Origin of the sequence: Zhihengliuella sp. ISTPL4 (assembly GCF_002848265.1) — a bacterium.
Classification (GTDB): Bacteria; Actinomycetota; Actinomycetes; order Actinomycetales; family Microbacteriaceae; genus Microbacterium.
Genome location: NZ_CP025422.1, coordinates 1510331 through 1531111 on the forward strand (window position 1 = coordinate 1510331; position 20781 = coordinate 1531111).

The 20781-nt window shown below is 71.4% G+C and carries 20 protein-coding genes and 1 tRNA gene; 5 read left to right on the top strand and 16 right to left on the bottom strand.

Translation table 11 applies throughout. The features are described 5' to 3' along the window. Positions 1–62 precede the first annotated feature (62 nt). Positions 63–1292 carry a threonine ammonia-lyase gene (gene ilvA, locus CYL12_RS07280; protein ID WP_101846820.1) on the bottom strand — a complete coding sequence of 410 codons (1230 nt, stop codon included), beginning with the start codon at positions 1290–1292 and terminating at the stop codon, positions 63–65. After that, positions 1289–2485 carry an AI-2E family transporter gene (locus CYL12_RS07285; RefSeq protein WP_101846822.1) on the bottom strand — a complete coding sequence of 399 codons (1197 nt, stop codon included), beginning with the start codon at positions 2483–2485 and terminating at the stop codon, positions 1289–1291. Before CYL12_RS07285 ends, ilvA begins: the two co-directional genes overlap by 4 nt. A gap of 85 nt (positions 2486–2570) precedes the next feature. Here CYL12_RS07285 and CYL12_RS07290 point away from each other — a divergent pair, with 85 nt between their 5' ends. Both CYL12_RS07290 and CYL12_RS07295 read left to right on the top strand, forming a co-directional pair. Further along, the gene (locus CYL12_RS07290; protein WP_101846824.1) at positions 2571–3830 is read left to right on the top strand and encodes a winged helix-turn-helix domain-containing protein; all 1260 of its coding nucleotides are present in this window, start codon (positions 2571–2573) and stop codon (positions 3828–3830) included. Next, positions 3827–4726: a hypothetical protein gene (locus tag CYL12_RS07295; RefSeq protein WP_101846826.1), complete on the top strand. Its 900-nt coding sequence runs from the start codon at positions 3827–3829 to the stop codon at positions 4724–4726. The genes CYL12_RS07290 and CYL12_RS07295 overlap by 4 nt, the downstream gene beginning before the upstream one ends. Before the next feature lie 9 nt (positions 4727–4735). Here the strand turns inward: CYL12_RS07295 and CYL12_RS07300 are convergent, their stop codons facing one another. The 3 genes from CYL12_RS07300 to CYL12_RS07310 all read right to left on the bottom strand — a co-directional run bounded on the left by CYL12_RS07300 (position 4736) and on the right by CYL12_RS07310 (position 7942). Further along, positions 4736–5302, bottom strand: a complete 567-nt coding sequence (locus tag CYL12_RS07300) for a LemA family protein (protein WP_025103933.1) — start codon at positions 5300–5302, stop codon at positions 4736–4738. A gap of 85 nt (positions 5303–5387) precedes the next feature. Then, entirely contained in the window at positions 5388–6701 is a 1314-nt protein-coding gene (locus tag CYL12_RS07305; RefSeq protein ID WP_101846827.1) for a D-arabinono-1,4-lactone oxidase, read from the bottom strand. Then, entirely contained in the window at positions 6698–7942 is a 1245-nt protein-coding gene (locus CYL12_RS07310; protein ID WP_101846829.1) for a type III PLP-dependent enzyme domain-containing protein, read from the bottom strand. The genes CYL12_RS07305 and CYL12_RS07310 overlap by 4 nt, the downstream gene beginning before the upstream one ends. Positions 7943–8007: 65 nt before the next feature. Between CYL12_RS07310 and CYL12_RS07315 the strand changes: the two genes are divergently transcribed. Further along, positions 8008–8080, top strand: a tRNA-Leu gene (locus tag CYL12_RS07315). A gap of 4 nt (positions 8081–8084) precedes the next feature. Here the strand turns inward: CYL12_RS07315 and CYL12_RS07320 are convergent. From CYL12_RS07320 to CYL12_RS07370, 11 genes are all read right to left on the bottom strand, one after another. Then, entirely contained in the window at positions 8085–8966 is an 882-nt protein-coding gene (locus CYL12_RS07320; RefSeq protein ID WP_101848712.1) for a cation-transporting ATPase, read from the bottom strand. 199 nt (positions 8967–9165) lie between these two features. Then, positions 9166–10248, bottom strand: a complete 1083-nt coding sequence (locus tag CYL12_RS07325; protein ID WP_158297120.1) for a hypothetical protein — start codon at positions 10246–10248, stop codon at positions 9166–9168. A gap of 160 nt (positions 10249–10408) precedes the next feature. Next, positions 10409–11908: an NAD(P)/FAD-dependent oxidoreductase gene (locus CYL12_RS07330; RefSeq protein ID WP_101846833.1), complete on the bottom strand. Its 1500-nt coding sequence runs from the start codon at positions 11906–11908 to the stop codon at positions 10409–10411. Between the two features lie 25 nt (positions 11909–11933). Then, on the bottom strand, positions 11934–13259 hold the full coding sequence (locus CYL12_RS07335; RefSeq protein WP_101846835.1) for a S8 family serine peptidase: 1326 nt from the start codon (positions 13257–13259) through the stop codon (positions 11934–11936). Then, positions 13256–13798, bottom strand: a complete 543-nt coding sequence (locus CYL12_RS07340) for a DUF501 domain-containing protein (protein WP_101846837.1) — start codon at positions 13796–13798, stop codon at positions 13256–13258. The genes CYL12_RS07335 and CYL12_RS07340 overlap by 4 nt, the downstream gene beginning before the upstream one ends. A 47-nt stretch (positions 13799–13845) precedes the next feature. Next, on the bottom strand, positions 13846–14274 hold the full coding sequence (locus tag CYL12_RS07345; RefSeq protein ID WP_233486856.1) for an FtsB family cell division protein: 429 nt from the start codon (positions 14272–14274) through the stop codon (positions 13846–13848). Positions 14275–14458: 184 nt separating this feature from the next. Continuing rightward, the gene (gene eno / locus CYL12_RS07350) at positions 14459–15739 is read right to left on the bottom strand and encodes a phosphopyruvate hydratase (RefSeq protein WP_101846839.1); all 1281 of its coding nucleotides are present in this window, start codon (positions 15737–15739) and stop codon (positions 14459–14461) included. 112 nt (positions 15740–15851) lie between these two features. Continuing rightward, the gene (locus CYL12_RS07355) at positions 15852–16511 is read right to left on the bottom strand and encodes an O-methyltransferase (RefSeq protein WP_101846841.1); all 660 of its coding nucleotides are present in this window, start codon (positions 16509–16511) and stop codon (positions 15852–15854) included. 4 nt (positions 16512–16515) lie between these two features. Further along, complete coding sequence (locus CYL12_RS07360; RefSeq protein ID WP_101846843.1) at positions 16516–17490, bottom strand: CPBP family intramembrane glutamic endopeptidase; 975 nt, start codon at positions 17488–17490, stop codon at positions 16516–16518. Continuing rightward, entirely contained in the window at positions 17487–18542 is a 1056-nt protein-coding gene (locus CYL12_RS07365; protein ID WP_101846845.1) for a hypothetical protein, read from the bottom strand. The genes CYL12_RS07360 and CYL12_RS07365 overlap by 4 nt, the downstream gene beginning before the upstream one ends. Next, the gene (locus CYL12_RS07370; RefSeq protein WP_101846847.1) at positions 18529–18936 is read right to left on the bottom strand and encodes a GntR family transcriptional regulator; all 408 of its coding nucleotides are present in this window, start codon (positions 18934–18936) and stop codon (positions 18529–18531) included. Before CYL12_RS07370 ends, CYL12_RS07365 begins: the two co-directional genes overlap by 14 nt. A gap of 99 nt (positions 18937–19035) precedes the next feature. On the opposite strand from CYL12_RS07370, the gene CYL12_RS07375 reads away from it, so the two are divergent. Together CYL12_RS07375 and CYL12_RS07380 are read left to right on the top strand one after the other, a co-directional pair. Beyond that, complete coding sequence (locus tag CYL12_RS07375; RefSeq protein ID WP_101846849.1) at positions 19036–19506, top strand: PaaI family thioesterase; 471 nt, start codon at positions 19036–19038, stop codon at positions 19504–19506. A gap of 41 nt (positions 19507–19547) precedes the next feature. Beyond that, on the top strand, positions 19548–20777 hold the full coding sequence (locus CYL12_RS07380; RefSeq protein ID WP_101846851.1) for an APC family permease: 1230 nt from the start codon (positions 19548–19550) through the stop codon (positions 20775–20777). Positions 20778–20781 lie beyond the last annotated feature (4 nt).

Consider the following 20781-nt stretch of genomic DNA (forward strand, 5'->3'; position numbering starts at 1 on the left):
GGAACCGGAAACCGTACCCCCTCGACCGCAACGGTCGAGGGGGTACGTCGTATCGGGCGCCCTCAGTCCGGGACGACGATCGGCGCGAAGCCGGCGCGACGGAGGGTGTCGAGCGTGTGGTCCGAGTGCTCGGCCCCGCGGGTCTCCACGCTGAGCTCGAGGATGACCTCGCTGATCTGCAGCCCGTGTCCGTGACGGGTGTGCATCGCCTCGATGACGTTCGCCCCCGCCTCCGCGATGAGCTCGGACACACGCGCGAGCTGCCCGGGGCGGTCGGGCAGGGGGATGCGGATCGTGAGGTATCGACCGGAGGCGGCGAGGCCGTGCGAGACCACCCGTTGCAGCAGCAGCGGGTCGATGTTGCCGCCGGACAGCACCGCCATCGTCGTCCCGGTCGCCGACACGCGTCCGGAGAGGATGGCCGCCACTCCGGCGGCCCCGGCGGGCTCGACCACGACCTTCGCCTGCTCCAGGAGGACAAGCATCGCACGCGCGAGGTCGTCGTCGGACACCGTGACGACCTCGTCGACGAGGTCCTTGATGATCTCGAAGGGCACGGCCCCGGGCCGGGCGACGAGGATGCCGTCCGCGATGGTCGGCCGCGTCACGATGTCGACCGGTTCCCCGGCCTCCAGCGACGGCGGCACCGCGGCGGCGTTCTCCGCCTGCACCCCGATCACCCGGATCGTGCGGCCCAGCTCGGCGGCCTTCGCCTTGACCGCGGCGGCGACACCGGCGATCAGGCCGCCGCCGCCGATGCCGAGGACGACAGTGTCGATCTCCGGTGCGTCCTCCAGCAGTTCCAGCCCGAGGGTGCCCTGCCCGATGACGATGTCCCGGTGGTCGAACGGATGGATGAGCACAGCACCCGTGCGCTCCGCGAATTCGGCGGCCAGTCGCAGCGAGGTGGCGACTGTCTCCCCCTCGAGCACGACGTCGGCGCCGTACCCACGGGTGGCGAGCAGCTTCGGGACCGGGACCCCGAGCGGCATGAAGATCGTGGCCGGGATGCCCAAGGCCTGCGCGGCCAGCGCGACGCCCTGCGCGTGGTTGCCCGCCGAGGCCGCGACGACACCGCGGGCGCGCTCCTCCGCGCTGAGCCGGGAGAGCCGGTAGGCGGCACCGCGGATCTTGAAGGAGCCGGTGCGCTGCAGGTTCTCCATCTTCAGCAGCACGGGGGCGCCGAGCGCATCGGACAGCGCCCGCGAGGGCAGCGTCGGGGTGTGCGAGATCACCTCAGCCAGACTTCGAGCCGCGTCCTGGAACTCGGTCAGGCTGGGGACTACGCTCATCGATTCCTCCGTCTCCGCTCACGCGGAACTGTGCTCCAGATCAGGTCTCCGCTCGGCCCGACACCGGTGCGCCAGGACCCCGAGCTGATGGTCACCGCGGCGACGTTGACGAACGCGGCCAGCGGGACGGCGAAGAGGGCACCGGGGATGCCCGCGATCATCGCGCCGCCCGCGACCACGAGGACGACGGCGAGCGGATGCACCTTCACGGCAGAGCCCATGAGCAGCGGCTGGAGGATGTGCCCCTCGATCTGCTGGACGGCCAGCACGACGACGAGCATCCAGAGCGCGATCCAGGGTCCGTTGTAGACCAGGGCGAGGAAGACGGCGACAGCGCCGGTCACGACCGCACCGACGATCGGGATGAACGAGCCGAGGAACACGAGGACCGCGACGGGCAGTGCGAGCGGAACCTGCAGCAGGAAGGCGCCGAGGCCGATGCCGATCGCGTCGATCGTCGCCACGAAGAGCTGCGTCCGCGCGTAGTTGACGATAGTGGTCCAGCCGTTGCGCGCGGCGCCGTCCACGGCGGGACGAGCCTTACGCGGGAAGATGCGCAGCGTCCAGCGCCAGATGCCGGCGCCGTCGGCGAGCAGGCAGATGAGGATGAACAGCGCCAGCAGAGCGCCCGTGGCCACATGCCCGACCGTGGTGCCGATCGCGAGCGCCCCGGTCCACAGCAGCTGAGCCTGTTCGCTCACGAAGTCGAGGCCCTGCTGCAGGTAATCGGCGATCTGGGTGTCGGAGAGGTTGAGCGGTCCGTCGTGCAGCCACACCTGGAACTGATCGAAGGCCTCTGTCGTGCGCTGCTGCACATCCGGGAGCTGCGCACGCACCTGCCAGACGACGAGCCACATCAGTCCGGTGACGATGGCGATCGTGCCGAGAAGCGAGATCGCGATCGCGAGCCAGCGCGGGAATCCCCGACGCAGCATCCAGGAGAAGGCGGGCCACAGGAGGGCGGTGATGAGGATGCCGACCATGAGCGGGATGACCAGCAGCTTGAGCAGCATCACCAGCCAGATGAAGACGCCGACGGCCGCCGCGATGAGCAGCAGGCGCCAGGCATAGCTCGCGGTGATGCGCAGCGGCAGGGGCACCGCCTCGTCGGCTTCGGTCGTCACGGTCCGCTCGGTCACCACGGGGCGCGGACGGAACAGATCGCGCAGCCGGGGTCGCTGGTCCTCGCTCATCGCCTCAGTCTACGGTCATGCCGTATGCCCTTCGACGTATCTTGCGCACGGCGACGATGTCCGATACCGGGGATACGCTGGCGGCGTGACCGACACCCTCAGTCCCGCCCAGGCACGACGGATCGCCCTCGCCGCGCAGGGATTCACCCGCGCCCGTCCCGCGACCGTGTCCGGACGCCACTTGCATCGCGTGATGGAACGGCTCGGCGTCCTGCAGATCGACTCGGTCAACGTGTTCGCCCGCTCGCACTACCTCCCGCTCTTCTCCCGGCTCGGGGCCTACGATCCGGCGCTCCTGGACCGCCTCTTCCTCTCCCGCACGACGCACTACGTCGAGTACCTCGCCCACGAGGCCACCTTCATCCCCGTCGAGGACTGGCCGCTCTGGCGCTTCCGCATGGAGGACTTCCAGCGTCGCTGGGCCGGAGAGGACTCCTGGCTCCGCACGAACGCGCGAACGGTGCAGTGGGTGCAGGACGAGCTCCGTGCGCGCGGACCGCTGCGCCCCGTCGACCTCCGCGCCGACGCCCCGCGGGAGCGCGGCACGTGGTGGGACTGGGACGAGGTCAAGCTCGCCCTCGAACATCTGTGGCGCACGGGCGACGTCGCCGTGAGCGGGCGCCGCGGGTTCGAGCGCACGTACGCGCTCGCCGAGCAGGTCATCCCCGACGGCATCCGCTCCCGGGAGGTCTCGCGCGAGGACGCCATCCGTGAGCTCGTCCGACGCGCGGCGCGGTCCAGCGGCGTCGCCACCGCGGCAGACCTGGCGGACTACTACCGCCTCCGCGACCGAGCCGCGGTGACGGCGTCGATCGCCGACCTCGTCGATGCCGGCGAGGTGCTACCCGTGTCGGTCCGCGGTTGGGAACGCGGCGGCCGTCCGCTGCCCGCCTGGCGGCACTGCGACGCCGTGCTCCCGCGACGGGTCGAGACCGCCGCTCTCCTCACCCCGTTCGATCCCGTGGTGTGGTTCCGGGAACGCGCGCTGCGGGCGTTCGCGCTGGACTACCGCATCGAGATCTACGTGCCCGCCGCGAAGCGCCGCTACGGCTACTACTCCCTTCCCGTGCTGGTCGGCGACCGGATCGTCGCGCGCGTCGATCTGAAAGCGGATCGCGCCACCTCGACCCTCCAGGTGCAGTCGGCGTGGTGGGAGCCGCAGGCCCGACCGGGGGATGCCGACGCGATCGCCGCGGAGCTCCTGCTCGCCGCGCGATGGCAGGGTCTCTCCCGCGTCTCCGTGTCCGGATGGGGCGACGCGACCGCTGCCCTGCACGCGGCCCTCTCCACGGCCGCTCCGAACGAGGTGCGCCGTCACGTCCATGTCCGAGAGGGCGCGACATGACCCGACGTCGGTGGTGGGTCGTCGGCGGACTCGTCGCGATCCTCGTGGTCGCCGGGGCGGTGTGGTGGGGTGTGTCCGCGCTGCGCTCCCCCAGTCCCGAGGAGGCGGCCCTGGCGTACCTCCGAGCGCTGGAGTCGGGCGACCCGGAAGCGGTCACGACCACCGGGACCGCGGTGTCGGACACCGCCCTCACCGCGTTCGCTGGCACGACGTCGACCATCGAGGATGCCGAGGTCACCAGCATCCGCGACCGTGACGGCGCGGTGTCCGCGACCGTGACCTTCCGGCTCGGCGGTGCCGACCAGGAGGCGCGCCTCACGCTCACGCAGGAGAGCGGCCGGTGGGCCGTCGACGGCTCCGGCCTCGGCGCGATCACCGCCACGACGACGATCGGCACGGCGGTCCAGGTCGGTGGAGCCGCCGTCCCGGTAGACGAGGAGACCGCCCTGCTCCCCGCGGTGTATCGCGTGTCCGCCGCGCCGGCGTCGCTGCTCACGGGCGCCGCCGAGGCCGTGGTGCTGCCGGGTAGCCCCACCGCCGCCGAGGTCGCGGCGGAGCTGCGTCCTGCGGCAACCGAAGCGGCACAGGAGAAGCTCGACGCCTACCTGCAGGACTGCACGGCCGGCGGCAGCATGATTCCCGAGAACTGCGGGATCCGGCTTCCCTGGGGCACAGAGTTCCGTGCGTTCTCCGACGTCGCGTTCCAGGTCGAGCGATTCCCCGGAGTGACCCTCACCTCAGCCGCGTTCACCGCCGACGACGGCATCCTCACGGCGACGGTCACCGGCGTGGGACACGACGGGACGACACGCACGGTCACCTATCGGAACACGGCATGGAGCGTCCGGGGAGACATCGCCGTCACCGCAGACGAACTCGCCCTCACCGTGTGGTGAGGGCGAGGATCAGAACTGCACGCGAGGTGGCTCCGAGATGGCGCCGCTGTCGGCGACCTCGAAGAACTCGCGCTCGGTGAAGCCGAGCCCCTTCGCGAAGAGGTTGTTGGGGAACACCTTGATCTTGGTGTTCAGCTCGCGCACGCCGCCGTTGTAGAAGCGCCGCGCCGCCTGGATCTTGTCCTCGGTGTCGACCAGCGCCTGCTGCAGCTGGAGGAAGTTCTGGCTGGCCTGCAGCTGCGGGTATGCCTCAGCGACGGCGAAGAGACTGCGCAGCGCTTGCTGGAGGTGGCCCTCGGCGATCCCCGCCTCACCGGGACTGCCGGCGGAGAGCGTCTCTGCGCGAGCGCGCGTGACGTTCTCGAAAACCGCCTTCTCATGCGAAGCGTAGCCCTTGACCGTCTCGATCAGATTGGGGATGAGGTCGGCACGGCGCTTGAGCTGGACGGTGATGCCGCTCCAGGCCTCGTCCACGCGGACGTTCAGCTGTACCAGCGAGTTGTACGTCGCCCAGAGATACACGCCGACGAGCAGGATCACCCCGACGACGATCAGTACCGGCACGAGCCATTCCATCAGTGCCCCACCCTTCCCGTGTTTCTCTCATCCTAGACGCGGTGCCTGCACGTGGACTGGGGACGCGGCGCCCCGAGCCCCGGGATCACCTCCCCAGCACCCGCTCCAGATAGCGGTTGCTGAAGCGGCGATCCGGATCCAGGCGGTCCCGCAGCGCCACGAAGTCGTCGAAGCGCGGATAGCGCTCGCGCAGCGTCTCGTGGGTCAGCGTATGCAGCTTGCCCCAGTGCGGCCGTCCCCCGTGGGCGAGCATGATCTCCTCGACCGCACCGAAGTAGGCGGTCGGGTCGGCACGCCAGTAGCGGTGGACGGCGATGTAGGCGCTGGGCCGGTCGTGCGCGGTGGAGAGCCAGCGGTCGTCGGCCGCCGCGAAACGGACCTCCACGGGGAATTCGATGCGCCAGTCGCGCTGCGCGATGAGCTCCTGCAGGGCACGGAAGGCCGGCACCACCTCGGCAGCCGGCAGTGCATACTCCATCTCGCGGAACCGCACCGTCCGGCTCTGCGTGAGCACGCGGTTCGACACATCGATGTACTCACGGTCCCCGGTGAGCCGCACCGCGAGTCGGTTGAACGGAGGCGTGATCGCGGGGACCGCCTGTCCCGCCGCGCAGACGACGCGATACACGCCGTTCGCGAGCAGCGTCTCGTCGACCCATCGGCCCACGAGCGGGAGCGGCTGACGTCGGGTGGACTCTGGCAGACGCGACTGCCGCTTGGTCAGCGCGACGTCCGTATGTGGGAACCAGTAGAACTCGAAGTGGTCGGCAGAAGCCACCCGCTCGTCGATCGTGGACAGCACCTCCTCCAGGGGCAGCGGCTCGTCGATCGCGTGCATGACGAACGTCGGCACGCACTGCAGCGTCACCTCGACGATGATGCCGAGTGCCCCCAGACCCACGGCGACCGCCGGCAGCAGCTCCGGGCTGTGTCGTTCGTCGATGCGGAGGAACTCCCCCTCCGCCGTGATGAGGGTCACTCCGACCACCTGCGTGGCGAGGCCGCCGAAGCCCGCGCCGGTCCCGTGGGTCCCCGTGGAGATCGCGCCGGCGATGGACTGCCGATCGATGTCGCCCAGATTCTCCATGGCGAGGCCGTAGCGCGCGAGCAGGCCCGGGATGCGGTGCAGCCGGGTGCCGGCGAGGAGGGTGACCGTGCCGCTCGCGACGTCGGCGGACACGAGTCCCTGCAGGTCGTCCAGCTCCAGGAGCACGCCGGGTGCGACGGCGATCCCCGTGAAGCTATGGCCGGCACCGACTGCTTTGATCGTCAGGCCCTGCCGTACCGCGGCCCGCACGGCCCGCTGCACGCCTTCCGGGCTGCGCGGGCGCTCGACGCGAACCGGGCGGACGGATGCGGATCGGCCCCAGTTCTGCCAGGTGCCGCCGATCCGCGTCACAGGAACGCCTTCCCCTCGCCGCGATACGTCGGCAGCTCGTCGATGACCTCGTCACCCGAGACGAGGTGGTACGCGGCGATGCGTTCAGCGGGTTCGCCGCTCTTCGCGTGCCGGAACCAGACACGATCGCCGACGCCGAGCGTCGCGGCGGTCGGCCCCTGCAGCGGGGTCTGCACCTCGCCGGCGGCCTCCCGCGGAAGTGTGCGGAGGTTCGCCGGCCACACAGGACGCGGCTGTCGTGAGGCGACGGCGGGCCCGGAGGCGATCCATCCGCCACCCAGGACCGTTGCGATGTCGTCGGCGGGACGACGGACCACGTCGAAGGCGAACGCCGAGGCCGGAGCGGGACGGAACGACCGGTATCCGTCGAAGAGGTGCCCGCCGAGAAGGCCGCTGCCCGCACTGGCCTCGGTGAGCGATTCGTCGCTGCCGCTGAACTCCAGGGAACCGGTGCCTCCCCCGTTGAGGAACTCGAGCGGGCACACGGCACCGACCGCAGCGACGATCGCTGCCCGCCGTTCCCGCAGTTCGTCACGCGAACGGGCCTGGACGCGACGGATGAGCGGCCCGTCGGGGCCGGCATCGCCCTGTCCCGCGATCTGCGCATCGTACATCTGCAACCCCACGAGGCGGAAGCCGGGGCGTGCCGCGACCTTCCGCGCGAAGGCGGCGACCTCGCCCGCGGAGAAGAGAGCCGAACGGCGGACTCCGATATGCCCCAGCAGCGCGGATCGCCAGGACGCGTCGACGTCGATGGCCACGCGGAGCTCAGGGCGCGCCGCGGGGGCCACCACGCTGTCGACGAGGTCCAGGTGCACGGGGTCGTCGATCATGAGCGTGATGCGCTGCGCCGCCTGCTCGTCGGCGCACAGGCGCTCGAGACCGGCACGATCCACGGTCGGATAGCCGAGCACGATGTCGTCGTGCGTCTCGGCGAGCCAGAGCGCCTCTTCCAGCGTGAACGCGAGGATGCCGCGGAAGCCCGGGAGGCGCAGCACGGCGTCCAGGACCGCGCGCACGCGGACCGACTTCGATGCCACCCGGATCGGCAGCCCACCCGCTCGGACGAGCAGGTCCATGGCGTTGTAGCGCAGCGCCTCGCGGTCGATGACAGCGACCGGCGCCGGGAGATGCCCGGTCGCGGCCGACAAGCGCGGCCAGTAGCGGCCCGGGTCCTCCCACTCGGGCGCGACCGCGGGGCCACCCGGGGCGGGGCTCAGTTCGTCGGTGAGGTCGAGCACTCCCCCACCCTACGGCCTGAGCCCCGCGGGGTCACGACCCGCACCGACGGTAGGCTGGCGGCGCGGCCCCCGTAGCCCAATGGCAGAGGCAGGCGACTTAAAATCGCTGCAGTCTGGGTTCGAGTCCCAGCGGGGGCACCCCTCAACGACCGAGGATGTCGCCGATGCCGGGGATGCCGAGATCACCGAGCCGCTCTCCCCACCCCGTGGCCGTCTCGCCGAAACCGGACACCGTCTCACCGGCCGACCCGAGCAGGTCACCGGCGCCGCCGGTCAGGGCATCGACGTCGACCCCGGAAGCGAGGGCCTCGAGGTCGACGTTCTCCGCCATCGCGCCGAAGTCGACACCGAGCCCGGCCGCCTGCTCCAGCAGCGGCGCCGCCACCGCGCTGACGACGGCTCCACCCGCGACCACGCCCAGCAGGCCGACCGCCGCGCCGCCGGCGGCGACCGCCGCCCCTCCGGCACCGATACCGCGGGCGCGGGACAGGAGACCACGCAGCCGACCCGGCTCCATCGCCTCGGCCCGTCCGGCAGCGCGAGCCAGGTCGTCCGCCGAGGACGAGCGCGGACGCTCCCCTGCCGGGAGCTCTCTCCGCATGCGAGCCTCCACGAGCTCGCGCTGCTGCGGTGTGAGCCGCGCGAACGCCTCGCGATGGATCTCCTCGATGCGATGCGGGTCAGCCGTCTGGAGGAGGTAGTCGTACCGGGCGATCGCCGCCCGGTCCGCCGCGGCTGCATCATGCCCGCCGCCGGCGCCGGGCGCAGGCGGCGGCGCATACGTCCCCGCCGCCCCGGGCCGTCCCCCGGCGGGACGGGTCGAGGGTGTCGAGGGCGGTGTCGCCGGCGCGGTCGGGCGTGTCGCCGGCGCGTCAGGGCCGCGCACGGCGTCCATCGCACCGCGGATCATCCCGCTCCAGTCCGTCGATGGGCGGGACTCGTCGCCGGAGCGGGCGGTGGGGCCGCCGCCCTTCGCATCGAGGGCGTCGGTGGCGAGGCGGATCAGACGGGAGAGCTTCGACATGGGGGTCCCTTCGTGGGACGGGCCGCCGTTCTCCGCGATGTCGGTCGACGACAAGGGTTCCGGGCAGCCCGCGATTCGGGTGCCAAGGTCTCCTCCACCCTCGCGGGCCAGCGGGCCGGGGCACGATGACATGCCCGTCATGACGACGTCGCTGCAGACGGGAGTACTCCCCTTGCCCTCGACACGCTAGCCCCAGGCCCTATGGATCGGCTCCATGCGCGGGCCCCGCAGGGGGCATGCCGAGGATCTCCGCCATATCGTCCCGGAGCGCGCGAAACGCGTTCCGCAGTTCCGCGGCCCCGTCCGCCCGGGTCGCCGCGGGGATGGACTGCCCCAGTGTGGCGACGGGAAGCGTCGCCGCCGACTCCCGGGCCAGCGCGACACCGAAGCCACCGGGCGGGCCCCCCACCTCCGAGGCGAGGAGAAGCTGGTCGCGCAAGACTCCGGCCGCCCCGAGAAGCACGGCTGCCGCGCGGAGATCGCTGCGGGCGACATCGGTGCCGAGGAGACGGTCGTGCATCACGCGCGTGAACCGGCGAGCGTGCGGCGTCGGAACGTCCCGCCGCGCGCGGAGCCGCCAGCCGTCCGTCGTCCCCGCGAGGGCCTCGTACGACACCGGCTCACCGTCGCGCGGGTGGACGACCGAGAAACGCTGGGGCGTGAGAAGGGTTTGCCGCCGCCACCAATCCGCTGGGGCGACAACGTCGGGGAGGAAGGCCGTGGCCTGCGCGTGGGCTTCCGCGCGCTGCACCTGAACGAGGTCCGGGCTGCTCGCGAGCACGGCGAGCCCGCGCTGCTCGGCGAAGCGGTGGAGCAGTGCACCCTCGTCTCCGGCGGGCGCGCACGCAACGTACCGCGCGAAATCCACCGCTTCGCTGACGGGGAGAACCGTGGCGACGGTGGACGACTCCGCCGGTGGTGACATGAGCCACGGGCGCCCGGCGAACGCCGCGACGCGAAGGGCATGCGAGGGATAGCTTCCACCGGGCGTGAAGAGGGTCAGGACCGCTCGCGGTCGCCCCGCCACGGCATCGTGCACCTGCGTCACGAAATCGGGGTGCGGATTCACCGCCGCGTCGAGCACCAGGTGGTGGGTGGCCCGGCGCGTCCATGGCAGCCACGCGACCGCGGCGGACCCGTTGTCCTGCCCTTCCCCGATCCGACAGATCCGAACGGGGACTCCCTCGAGCTGCGCCGCGACCTCTTCGGCGCGCCGCACCTCGCCTACGGCCGCTCGGATCGACACGCTGACGTTCGGCGGCTTTTCCGCGTGCGCGCTCACCGTACCTCCTCGCAGCGTCGGGGCGTCGTGCACGGCCATTCCGGGCACCCTGTGAGCGTACAATGTGTAATGTTAGCTTGCCACTCGGCGCGGCGCTGGCGGGAACGGAAGAAGGCCCCGGCGCTCACGCGCACAGGGCCTCCTTCTCACGACCGACTGGTCACTTCACCGCCGTGGCCTCCGCCGAGTCCTTCGCGGCCTTCTTGGCAGCGGGCTTCTTGGCCGCCGACTTCTTCACCTCGGCCGGCGTCTCCGCGGCGGGCGCCGCGGCGACCGGCTTCGCCGCCGGAGCCTGCGCCGCCGGGGCCTTCGCGGCCGGCGCGGCATCCGCCGGTGCGGCGGGACGCGGGCGGGCGGCGAACTCCTCGAAGACGTAACGGGGGTTCTGCACCGTCTGCAGGTTCACGAGGTCGCGGCCCAGCCACAGGTTGTTCCACCAGCCCCAGAGCACGCGCCACTTGCGCTCCCACGTCGGCATCGCGAGACCGTGATACCCACGGTGCGCGAGCCAGGCGATGAAGCCCTTGAGCGCGATCTTGCCGGACTGGAAGACGCCGTTGTACAGGCCGAGACCCGCGACCGCGCCGAGGTTCTTGTGGAAGTACTCCTTCGGGCTCTCGCCACGGAGGACAGCCACGACGTTCTTGGCCAGGAGCTTCGCCTGACGAACGGCGTGCTGCGCGTTCGGGACGCAGAAGCCGCCCACGCCCCCACCCGAAAGGTCGGGAACGGCCGAGACATCGCCCGCGGCCCAGGCGCCCTCGACGAACGCCTCGGGCGTACCGACGCGGAGGTCGGCACGGGTCTGAATGCGACCGCGCTCCTCCACGGGCAGGTCGCCACCGCGCACGACGGTCGGGTTGGCCATGACACCCGCGGTCCAGACGATCACGTCGGTGGGAATGACCTCGCCCGTCGAGAGCTCGACGTTGCCGTCGATGGCACCGGTCACCTGGGTGTCGAGGTGGACGTTCGCGCCGCGCTTGGCAAGGTCCTTGAGGACCCATTCGCTCGTCTTCAGCGAGACCTCGGGCATGATGCGCCCCATGGCCTCGATGAGGTGGAAGTGCGTGTCCTCGAAGCTCAGCTGCGGGTACTTGCTCACCAGCGAGGAGGCGAGGGAGCGGAGCTCGGCGAAGACCTCGATGCCCGCGAAGCCGCCGCCGACGACGACGACAGTCAGCAGCCGGTCGCGCTCGGGGCCGGCCGGAAGGGAGGCGGCCTTGTCGAAGTTGGACATGACCTTGTCGCGGATCGCGACGGCCTCTTCGATCGTCTTGAGCCCGATGGCGTTGTCGGCGATGCCCGGAATCGGGAACGTGCGCGAGACGGCGCCGGCGGTGACGACGATCTGGTCGTACGCGAACTCGTACGGCTCGCCGACGGGCGGCGTGATGGTCGCGACCTTCTGCGCGTGGTTGATGTTCGTCACCTTGGCGGTGAGGACGTGCGTGCGCTTCAGATGACGACGGTGCGCGACGACCGAGTGGCGGGCCTCGATCGATCCGGCGGCGACCTCGGGGAGGAACGGCTGGTACGTCATGTACGGCAGCGGGTCGACCATGGTCACGTCGGCCTCACCCTTGCGCAGGTGCTTCTCGAGCTTCCACGCGGTGTAGAAACCTGCGTAGCCTCCGCCGACGATCAGGATCTTGGGCACAGTGCTGTTCTGAGGCACAGAAGAACTACTCCTCGGAGTCGGGATTGTGGCGTACGGGAACGCGCGCCGATCGGATGCGCCGGGCAGCTGCGGTGACGCCAAGCGCTATCAGGATACCAGGGACCGTGAGCGCGACGAGCGGCAGGGTACCGTAGCGCAGGGAATCGGCGCTGGGAAGCAGCGGTGAACCGGGCTCGCTGGGAGCATCGGCGTCCGGCAGTGGCGGCACCTCGACCGGAGCCAGGGACGGCTCCGGGGTGGGCTCGCTGTCCGCGCGGCGGAACAGCCGCACCCATTCGGACAGGTCACCCATGGGATTCTCGCTCACGGAGGGCAGGTTCGCCGAGATCGCCGCCTTCGCGTCGATGAGACCGAAGCCGTAGAGGGGGTCCCGCGGCTTCTGGGCGTCGGCGACGGGCATCGCGGTCTTGATGATGCGGTTGATGACATCGTTCGCCGAGATGTCGGGGTGCGCGGAGCGGATCAGCGCCGCGACCCCGGCCACGATGGGAGCGGCCCCGCTGGTCCCGCTCCAGGAGACGACCTCGCCGTCCGCGGAGACTCCGAGCAGGCCCTCGCTCGGCGCCGAGATGCCGATCGTGATGCCCTGGGTCGAGGCCTCGACGCTCGCGGTCCCGGTCTGATCGACGCCGCCGACCGTGAGCACGCCGGGGATCGTGGCGGGAGCGCCGATGATGTTCGTCCCGCTCCCCCGGTTGCCGGCCGCGACGACGACCACCACGTCATGCTCGAACGCATAGAGGAAGGCATCGTCCCAGCTCTGGTCCCAGTCCAGCGTGTTCGTCGTGAAGGACAGGTTGATGATGTCGGCGCCGTTGTCCACGGCCCAGCGGATACCTTTGGCCACCTGCTCGGTGAACGGCACGGCGGCCGCGGCGCCGAAGCCCACGGAGATCGACAGCAGGTCGGCCTCCGGCGCCACGCCGATCATCCCGGTTCCGTCCGGCTTGCCACGTCCGGCCGCAAGCGACGCCACCCAGGACCCGTGGTTGCCGTCCACGGCTCCCAGCGGCGTCCGCCCGTCGGGTGTCCCGGCTCCGGACACGTCCGTCCCCCCGACGACGGCATCGTCGAAGACCTGCGGCACCTTGCCGATGCCCGTGTCGATCACGGCGATGGTGACGCCGTCCCCGCGGGTCGTCTGCCAGGCGTCGCGGATGCCGGCGCCGTCCAACCAGTACTCCGCGGCGCGGACGGGGTCGGCGGGGTCGTCGGCCACCGGCGGCGGTGTGGGCGTGGGGGTCGGCGTGGCCGTGGCGCCGAGAAGCAGGACGGATGCCGCCACCGCCACGAGGGCGACGGCGCCGCGCAGCACCCGCCGCCGCGTCATGCCGAGCGTGCCTGATCGTCGCGGAGGGCGGCGCCGGGCTCCTCGCAGCGGCACACCTCGGGCGACCACGCGCTGCGGGCCAGGGCAGCGTCGCCGATCGGGTTCACACCGGGACCAGCGGCGAGGGCGTGTCCGACGAGCGCGTGCAGGCACTTGACGCGCGTGGGCATGCCGCCGGCCGAGATCCCGTCGATCTCCGGCACCTCGCCGAACTGCGCGCGATCGGCCAGGTACGCCTCGTGCGCCGCCTGGTACGCCGTGGCCACCGTCTCGTCGTCCGTGAGCAGCGCCGCGAGTTCGGGCATGACCTGGTTCGCCTCGAGCGTCGACATGGCGGCCGTCGCCGCCGGGTGCGTGAGGTAGTAGAACGTGGGGAACGGCGTGCCGTCCGGCAGGCGCGGCGTGGTCGCGACCACGGTCGGGTTGCCGCAACGGCAGCGCGCCGCGATGCCGACGACACCGCGAGCGGGTCGTCCGAGCTGGGCCGAGACGACGGCGAGCTCGGCGGAAGTGGGCGCGGGAAACGGCGGGGTGGTCACCACTCCAGCGTACGGGAGCCGTCCGGGAGCCTGCTCGGAGCGTGCGTTCAGTCGGCGGTGGCGGCGGTGTCGCTCAGCCCCGCGGAGACGAGGGTGCGCAGGAGCTGCGGCATCCAGTCCGCCGGCTTCTCCTCGAGGGTGTCGCTCACCGGCTCCTGCTCGCGCGGGAGGGCGGAGGGGTCGAGGTCGTTGTCGATGAGGTACACGACCTCCCCCGGCTTGACGTAATACAGCCGCTCACGGGCCTGCGTCGTGATGTACGCGGGGTCGTCCCAGCGCTCGCGCTCCGCCGTCAGGGCCGCGATCTCGTCCTCGCTCACCTGCACGGACTGCTCCAGCGCCGCGATCTTCTGCCGCTGGTCGATGAAGGTCCCGAGTGTGGGCACGAGCACCCAGGCGCCGAGCACCACGAGGGACAGCATGATCACGGAGAAGGCGGACAGCCGCATGCCGGAGGCCCACTCGCGCACGTCCACGCGAGGAGCGGACGTCGCGGTGCCCCGCGGCGGTCGCCGCGTCCCCGACGGTGCCGGACGGGACGCACCCGTCCCGGACGACGACGAAGGAGGAGCCGGTCGTCGTGCCACGGCTCCTCCTTCGTCTCTGCCGCCGTCCGGGCGGTGCGGTCGTGCCGCGGATGCGGCGTCGCTGTCGGGGCGCTCAGCCCTGGTAGCGCGGGAAGGCCAACCGGCCGGCGAAGACCGCGGCGTCGCCCAGCTCTTCCTCGATGCGCAGCAGCTGGTTGTACTTCGCGACGCGCTCGCTGCGCGCCGGGGCGCCCGCCTTGATCTGACCGGCGTTCGTAGCGACCACGAGGTCGGCGATCGTCGTGTCCTCGGTCTCGCCGGAGCGGTGCGACAGCATGGCGGTGTAACCCGAGCGCTGCGCGAGGCTGACGGCGTCGAAGGTCTCGGTCAGCGTGCCGATCTGGTTCACCTTCACGAGGAGCGAGTTCGCGACGCCGCGCGTGATGCCATCGGCCAGACGCTGCGGGTTCGTGACGAAGAGGTCGTCGCCGACCAGCTGCACCTTGGAACCCAGGGCCTCGGTGAGGTGCTTCCAGTTGTCCCAGTCATCCTCGGCGAGCGCATCCTCGATCGTGACGATCGGGAAGTCGTTGACGAGTCCGACGTAGTACTCGGTGAGCGCCTCGGCGTCCCAGTCCTTGTTGTCGAGGCGGTACACGCCGTCCGAGAAGAACTCGGTGGCGGCGACGTCGAGGCCGAGCGCGATGTCGGTGCCGGGGGTGAAGCCCGCCTTCTCGATCGCCTTGACGAGGAAGTCGAGGCCTTCGCGGTTGCTGGGCAGGTCGGGCGCGAAGCCGCCCTCGTCGCCGAGGCCGGTCGCGTAGCCCGCGGCCTTCAGCTCGGCACGCAGGACGTGGTAGGTCTCGACGCCCCAGCGGAGAGACTCGGAGTAGGTCTCCGCACCGATCGGTGCGAGGAAGAACTCCTGCATGTCGATGCCGTTGTCCGCGTGCTCGCCGCCGTTGATGACGTTGAAGAGCGGAACCGGCAGCACGTGCGCGTTCGGGCCGCCGAGGTAGCGGAACAGCGGGAGGTCGGCGGAGTCGGCGGCGGCCTTGGCCACTGCGAGGCTCACGCCGAGGATGGCGTTGGCGCCGACACGCTTCTTGTTGTCGGTGCCGTCGACCTCGATGAGGATCTCGTCGACGATGCGCTGTTCACTCGCCTCCACGCCCTCGATGGCCGGGCCGAGCTCGTCGATGACGGCTTCGACGGCCTTGAGCACGCCCTTGCCCGAGTAACGGCTCTTGTCGCCGTCCCGCAGCTCATACGCCTCGAAGGCGCCGGTCGAGGCACCAGAGGGGACGGCCGCGCGCTGCACGATGCCGTCGTCGAGGAGCACCTCCACCTCGACGGTCGGGTTTCCGCGCGAGTCGAGAATCTCGCGTGCGCCTACAGCCTCGATCAGTGCCACTGATGTGCTCCTTGCTCAGGATGGAAGGGTGTGTGGAGCGTCGTCGATCCGCGCCCAGTCTATCCCCGCGCTCCGACGGCTCCCGGAGACGAGCCGGGACGAGCCGCCGGAGTCAGACGACGAGGGCGAGCGCGATGCCGTCCCATCCTTTGACGCCGACGGTCTGCAGCGCGGTGGCGTCGAACCGCGGGTCCTCTCCCAGCATCCGCAACCCCGCGCGGGTGCCGTTGACCTTGGAGTCCGTGGAGTCGTCGCGGACGATCTCCCCGTCGCGGCCGATGTTGTCGAGCACGACCACCGTGCCGGGGTGACCGAGCTTCGCAGCCCAGTCCAGGTACACGGTGTTGGACTCCTTGTCGGCGTCGATGAAGACGAGATCGAACCCTCCGCCGAGAGTGGGGAGCACGTCGGCTCCGCGGCCGATCCGGATGTCGACCCGGTCTCCCATCCCGGCCGCGTCGATGCTCGCGCGGGCGACGGCGGCGTTGTCGGCCTCCGCCTCGATGGTCACGACCTGTCCGTCCGGACCGACGGCGCGCGCCATCCAGATCGTCGAGTAGCCGCCGAGCGTGCCGATCTCCAGCACGCGGCGCGCGCCGCTCATCCGCACGAGGAGATTCAGCAGCTTCCCGGCGACCGGGGCGACCTCGATCTCGGGCAGGCCCGCCGCGCGCTGCGCCTCCAGCGCCGCCTCCAGCGCGGAGTCCGGACCGACGAGCGTGTCAGCGAGGAAGGTGTCGGCGCGGGCCCAGGCGGCGGGAGTGGAATCCATCCCCTCAGCCAACCCCCGGGCCCGGTCGGGCGTCAAGCGCCGGGGACGCCGGCGGGGTACGCGGTGGTGCGAGCTCAGGCTGCCGGCGGAACTGCCCGGTGAGCGCGAGGACGAGCGCCACGCCCCCCGCGACGATCCACCCGGCCACACCGAGCGGTCCGGCCAGGGCGAGGTCGGGCTGCGTGGCGGCGACGATCAGGACCATACCCGCGGCGGCGTTGAGCGCCCCATGCGCCACCACCGCCGGCCACAGCGAGCCGGACCGCAGCCGCAGCCAGCCGAACAACACTCCCCACGCGATGCAGCCGCCGATCATGTACAGCACGCCGGTGACGTCCGTGCGGCCGAAGTTGTAGCCGAGGAGGATGACGGGGCTGTGCCACAGTCCCCAGATCGCCCCGCTGAGCAGGAGCGCCGGCCAGGTGCCGAGCGGGCGCAGCGCCGGGAGCAGCCAGCCGCGCCAGCCGAGCTCCTCCCCGAACGCGAGCACGCTGTTGACGAGCGCGCCGACCGGGATCGCCGCGAACTGCGCGACGACCACCACGCCGACCAGAGGCAGCGGCGCCCCGGGCGGGAGGGCTTGCGCGAGCTGATCCGAGAACGCGGCGAAGGACAGGTCGAGCTGCACCCACCCGAACACGGCGGCGAGGAGCACGCCGAGCGCGACGAGCAGCGGGGGCACGAGCCAGGCGGCGACGAGGAGGCCGACGACGCGCTTCGCGGGGCGCAGGGGCCACATCCCGAGGAAGCGCGCGCGCTCACCCTTCTCCGGCACGCCCGTGGTGAGCATCACGACGAGCACCGCAGCCGCCGGAGTGAACATCATGACCGGCAGGAGCGCCCCGGCGAACGGCTCGGCGAGGCCGCCGCCCAGCCAGAGCGGCAGGCAGACGAGAGCCGCGAGTCCACAGGCCGTGAGCGTGAAGATGAGGATGGCACGCCGGGGCACGCGCGGCAGCGTCGTCGTGGTGACGGTCATCGCGCCGCCCTCCCGGTCCCTTCGGAGGGCGTCTGCCCGGCGGACCGATCCACATACGCCTGCAGGAGCGCCGCTGCCTCCTCCGCCCCATCGATCGTGATGACGAACGGGCCGTGGTCGCGGCGGTGCACCTCGATCGCCGGCCCCTGGCGCATCACGATCCCGCTGCGGCCGTCCGGGGCGAGACGCCACCCCCAGCCGCCGAATTCCCCGAAGGGCGAGATGTGCACCGCCCTGGCCGACACGATCTCCGCCACGGGGATTGTCTTTCGCGGCCAGCCGATCACCGCACGGGCATCGATCCCGTCCGGTGTGACGCGCACGCGGAACGAGGTGGTCGCCGCCACCGCGAGCCCGACGACGAGCGCCACCAGGCCCGAGACCCAGGCCAGCGGGATTCCCGCGACGGCCATTCCCGCGGCGAGCGCCACGAGGCCGAGCAGCACGAGGACGAGGAAGACGAGGGCGCCGGTCGGCATGGTCGTGGAGCCGACCCAGACGACGCGCTCTCGGTCGGCGACCGGCACGTCATGCCGCGGTTCGAGCGGAGCGCCGGCGATCGAGCGGACCCGCGGCTGCACGAACCAGGCCAGAGCGCCGACCGCGATCAGAGCGGCGAAGGCCAGTCCCATCACCCCCGCGATGCCAGGAACGTCGGCGGAGGGCGCGAGGTCTCGCTGGATCGCGAGCGAGCCCAGACAGATCACGCCGGCGAAGGCCGACATCCCCGCCGAGACCGCCCCGAGGAACCGGGCGGTGCTCCCCCAGTGCGCGCCGACCGCGACGAGGGTCGTGACCGTCAGGAGGATGGGGATGCCGAGGCCGATCCCGAGGAGCAGCCACAGGTACGTCGACGCGGGTCCGAAGCCGTCCGCCCCCTCGATCCCCCAGTGGATGGTCACGTCGGCGCGGAAGGAGGGGAGCCAACTCCCCAGCACGAGAGCGGAGACGGCGACGATGAGGACGGGAAGGACGAGAGCGACGAGGACGAAGGCGCGTCGCGCCCGGCGGAGAGGGGCTTGCGGGGTCCGGGTGGGGTCAGGCGTCGTCATGGGAAGCCTCCTCGAAGGTCGTGGCGGGGGTGGGCGGCCTGACTTCGGCGCGGTGCGTGCGGACGATGCCTGCCAGGGTTTCGGCGGACACCCCGAGGGCGGCCGCGCGACGGATCAGACCGTCGATCTCTTGCGCCAACTCGGCGAGGGGCGCGGCCGAGGCGGCGATCACGGCGCCCCTCCCTCGCCGGAGGTCGACGAGGCCCTCGTCTCGGAGGCGCTGGTAGGCGTGCAGCACCGTGTGCTGATTGATGTCGAGCGCCACCGCCACGTCGCGGGCAGCCGGCAGTCGGTCGCCCGGGGCGAGGGCGCCGGAGAGGATGTCAGCGCGCACGGAGGCAGCCACCTGGTCGTAGAGCGCGCGCGGGCTGTCGACATCGACGCGGATGAGCATGGCGCCTCCCTTCCCTACTTATTCTATGTGAACTAGAACAACTGTACCAACCCTCTAGAGCTCTTCGTCGGATCCGTCCCCATCCTCCACACTGGCCTCATGCGCATCACGCCCCGTCGTCTCGCCCTCGGCATGAGCCTCTGGATCCCGAACCTGTGCAGCGGGATCCGCGTCCGTCGGTTCAGTGCCGACTGGACCAAGGCGACCGTCGAGCTGCACGTAAACCTCCTCACCCGCAACTACGTGAAGACGGCGTTCGGCGGATCCATGTCGGCCATGACCGACCCCTACTTCTTCATGCTCGTGATGCACCAGCTCGGGCGGGACTACGTCGTGTGGGACACGCGCGGCGAGATCGAGTTCCTCAAGCCGGGCCGCGGCGTGCTGACGGCGGAGTTCGAGGTGACGCGGGAGAAGGCGGAGGAGCTGCGGCAGCGCGCTCACGGCGGGGGGAAAGTGCTCGAGTGGTTCGAGACGGTCATCACCGATCGCGACGGGGACGTCGTGGCCAAGGTGCGCCGCGAGGTCTACATCCGCGAGAAGAAGCGCGTCACCGCCGCACGGGGCTGACGCGTCACCCGCCGTTCACCCCGGCATGGGACGATGACCGGATGCCCCTCGCTCGCCGCCTGACGCTGCCGGACGCCGTCGCGATCGGCCTCGGATCCATGATCGGCGCGGGGGTGTTCGCGGTCTGGGGTCCGGCCATCGGCGCCGCGGGCGGCGGGATCCTCGTCGCGCTCGCGATCGCCGCCCTCGTCGCCTACGCCAACGCCACCGCATCGGCACAGCTCGCCGCGGTGCATCCGGTCGCCGGCGGCACCTACGCGTATGCGCGTGCGGAGATCGGACCGTGGTGGGGCTTCGTCGCCGGGTGGAGCTTCGTGATCGGCAAGATCGCGAGCTGCGCCGCCATGGCGATGACCTTCGCCGCCTACGCCGCTCCGGCGGGGTGGCAGACGCCGGTCGCGGTGCTCGCCGTCGCCGCCCTCGCGATCGTGAACTGCCTGGGGGTCACGCGGACGGCGCTGGCGACCCGCGTCCTCGTGGTCTGCTCGCTCCTCGGGCTCGCCCTCGTCGTGGCGGTCGGCATCGGCGCGGCTCCGACGGCGACGCCCTCGTCGCTCCCGGACGCGACCGTGTACGGCGTGCTGCAAGGTGCCGGACTGCTGTTCTTCGCCTTCGCCGGCTACGCCCGGATCGCCACCATGGGCGAAGAGGTCATCGATCCCGCGCGCACGATCCCGCGCGCCATCGTGCTCGCCCTCGGCGGCGCCGTGGTCGTCTACGCGCTCGTCGCCGGTGTGGTGCTCGTCGTCCTCGGCGGCGATGCGCGCGGGTCCGCCGCGCCCCTGGCCGACGTCCTCGCCGCCGCGGGCTGGTCCTCGTTCGCCCCCATCGTGCGGATCGCCGCGGCCGCTGCTTCCCTCGGCGCGCTGCTGGCCCTCCTCACCGGCATCGGCCGCACGACGCTCGCCATGGCCAGGGAAGGCGATCTGCCACGCTTCCTCGCCCGCGTCGACGACCGGCATCACGTGCCGCGACGTGCCGAGATCGCCATCGCCGCGATCGTGACCCTGATCGTGCTCATCGCGGACCTTCGCGAGGCGATCGGGTTCTCCTCTTTCGGCGTGCTGCTGTACTACCTCGTCGCGAACGCCGCCGCCTTCCGCCAGCGCGGCGCGGCGCGGCGCTATCCTCGCGCTCTGCAGGTGGTCGGGGCTCTCGGCTGCCTCGTCCTGGTGAGCACTCTCCCCGTCCTCGCGTCCCTCATCGGGGCAGGGGTGGTGCTGCTCGGGGTCGCGGGACGACTGCTGCGCCTGCGGGTACAGCGGCGCTGAGCAG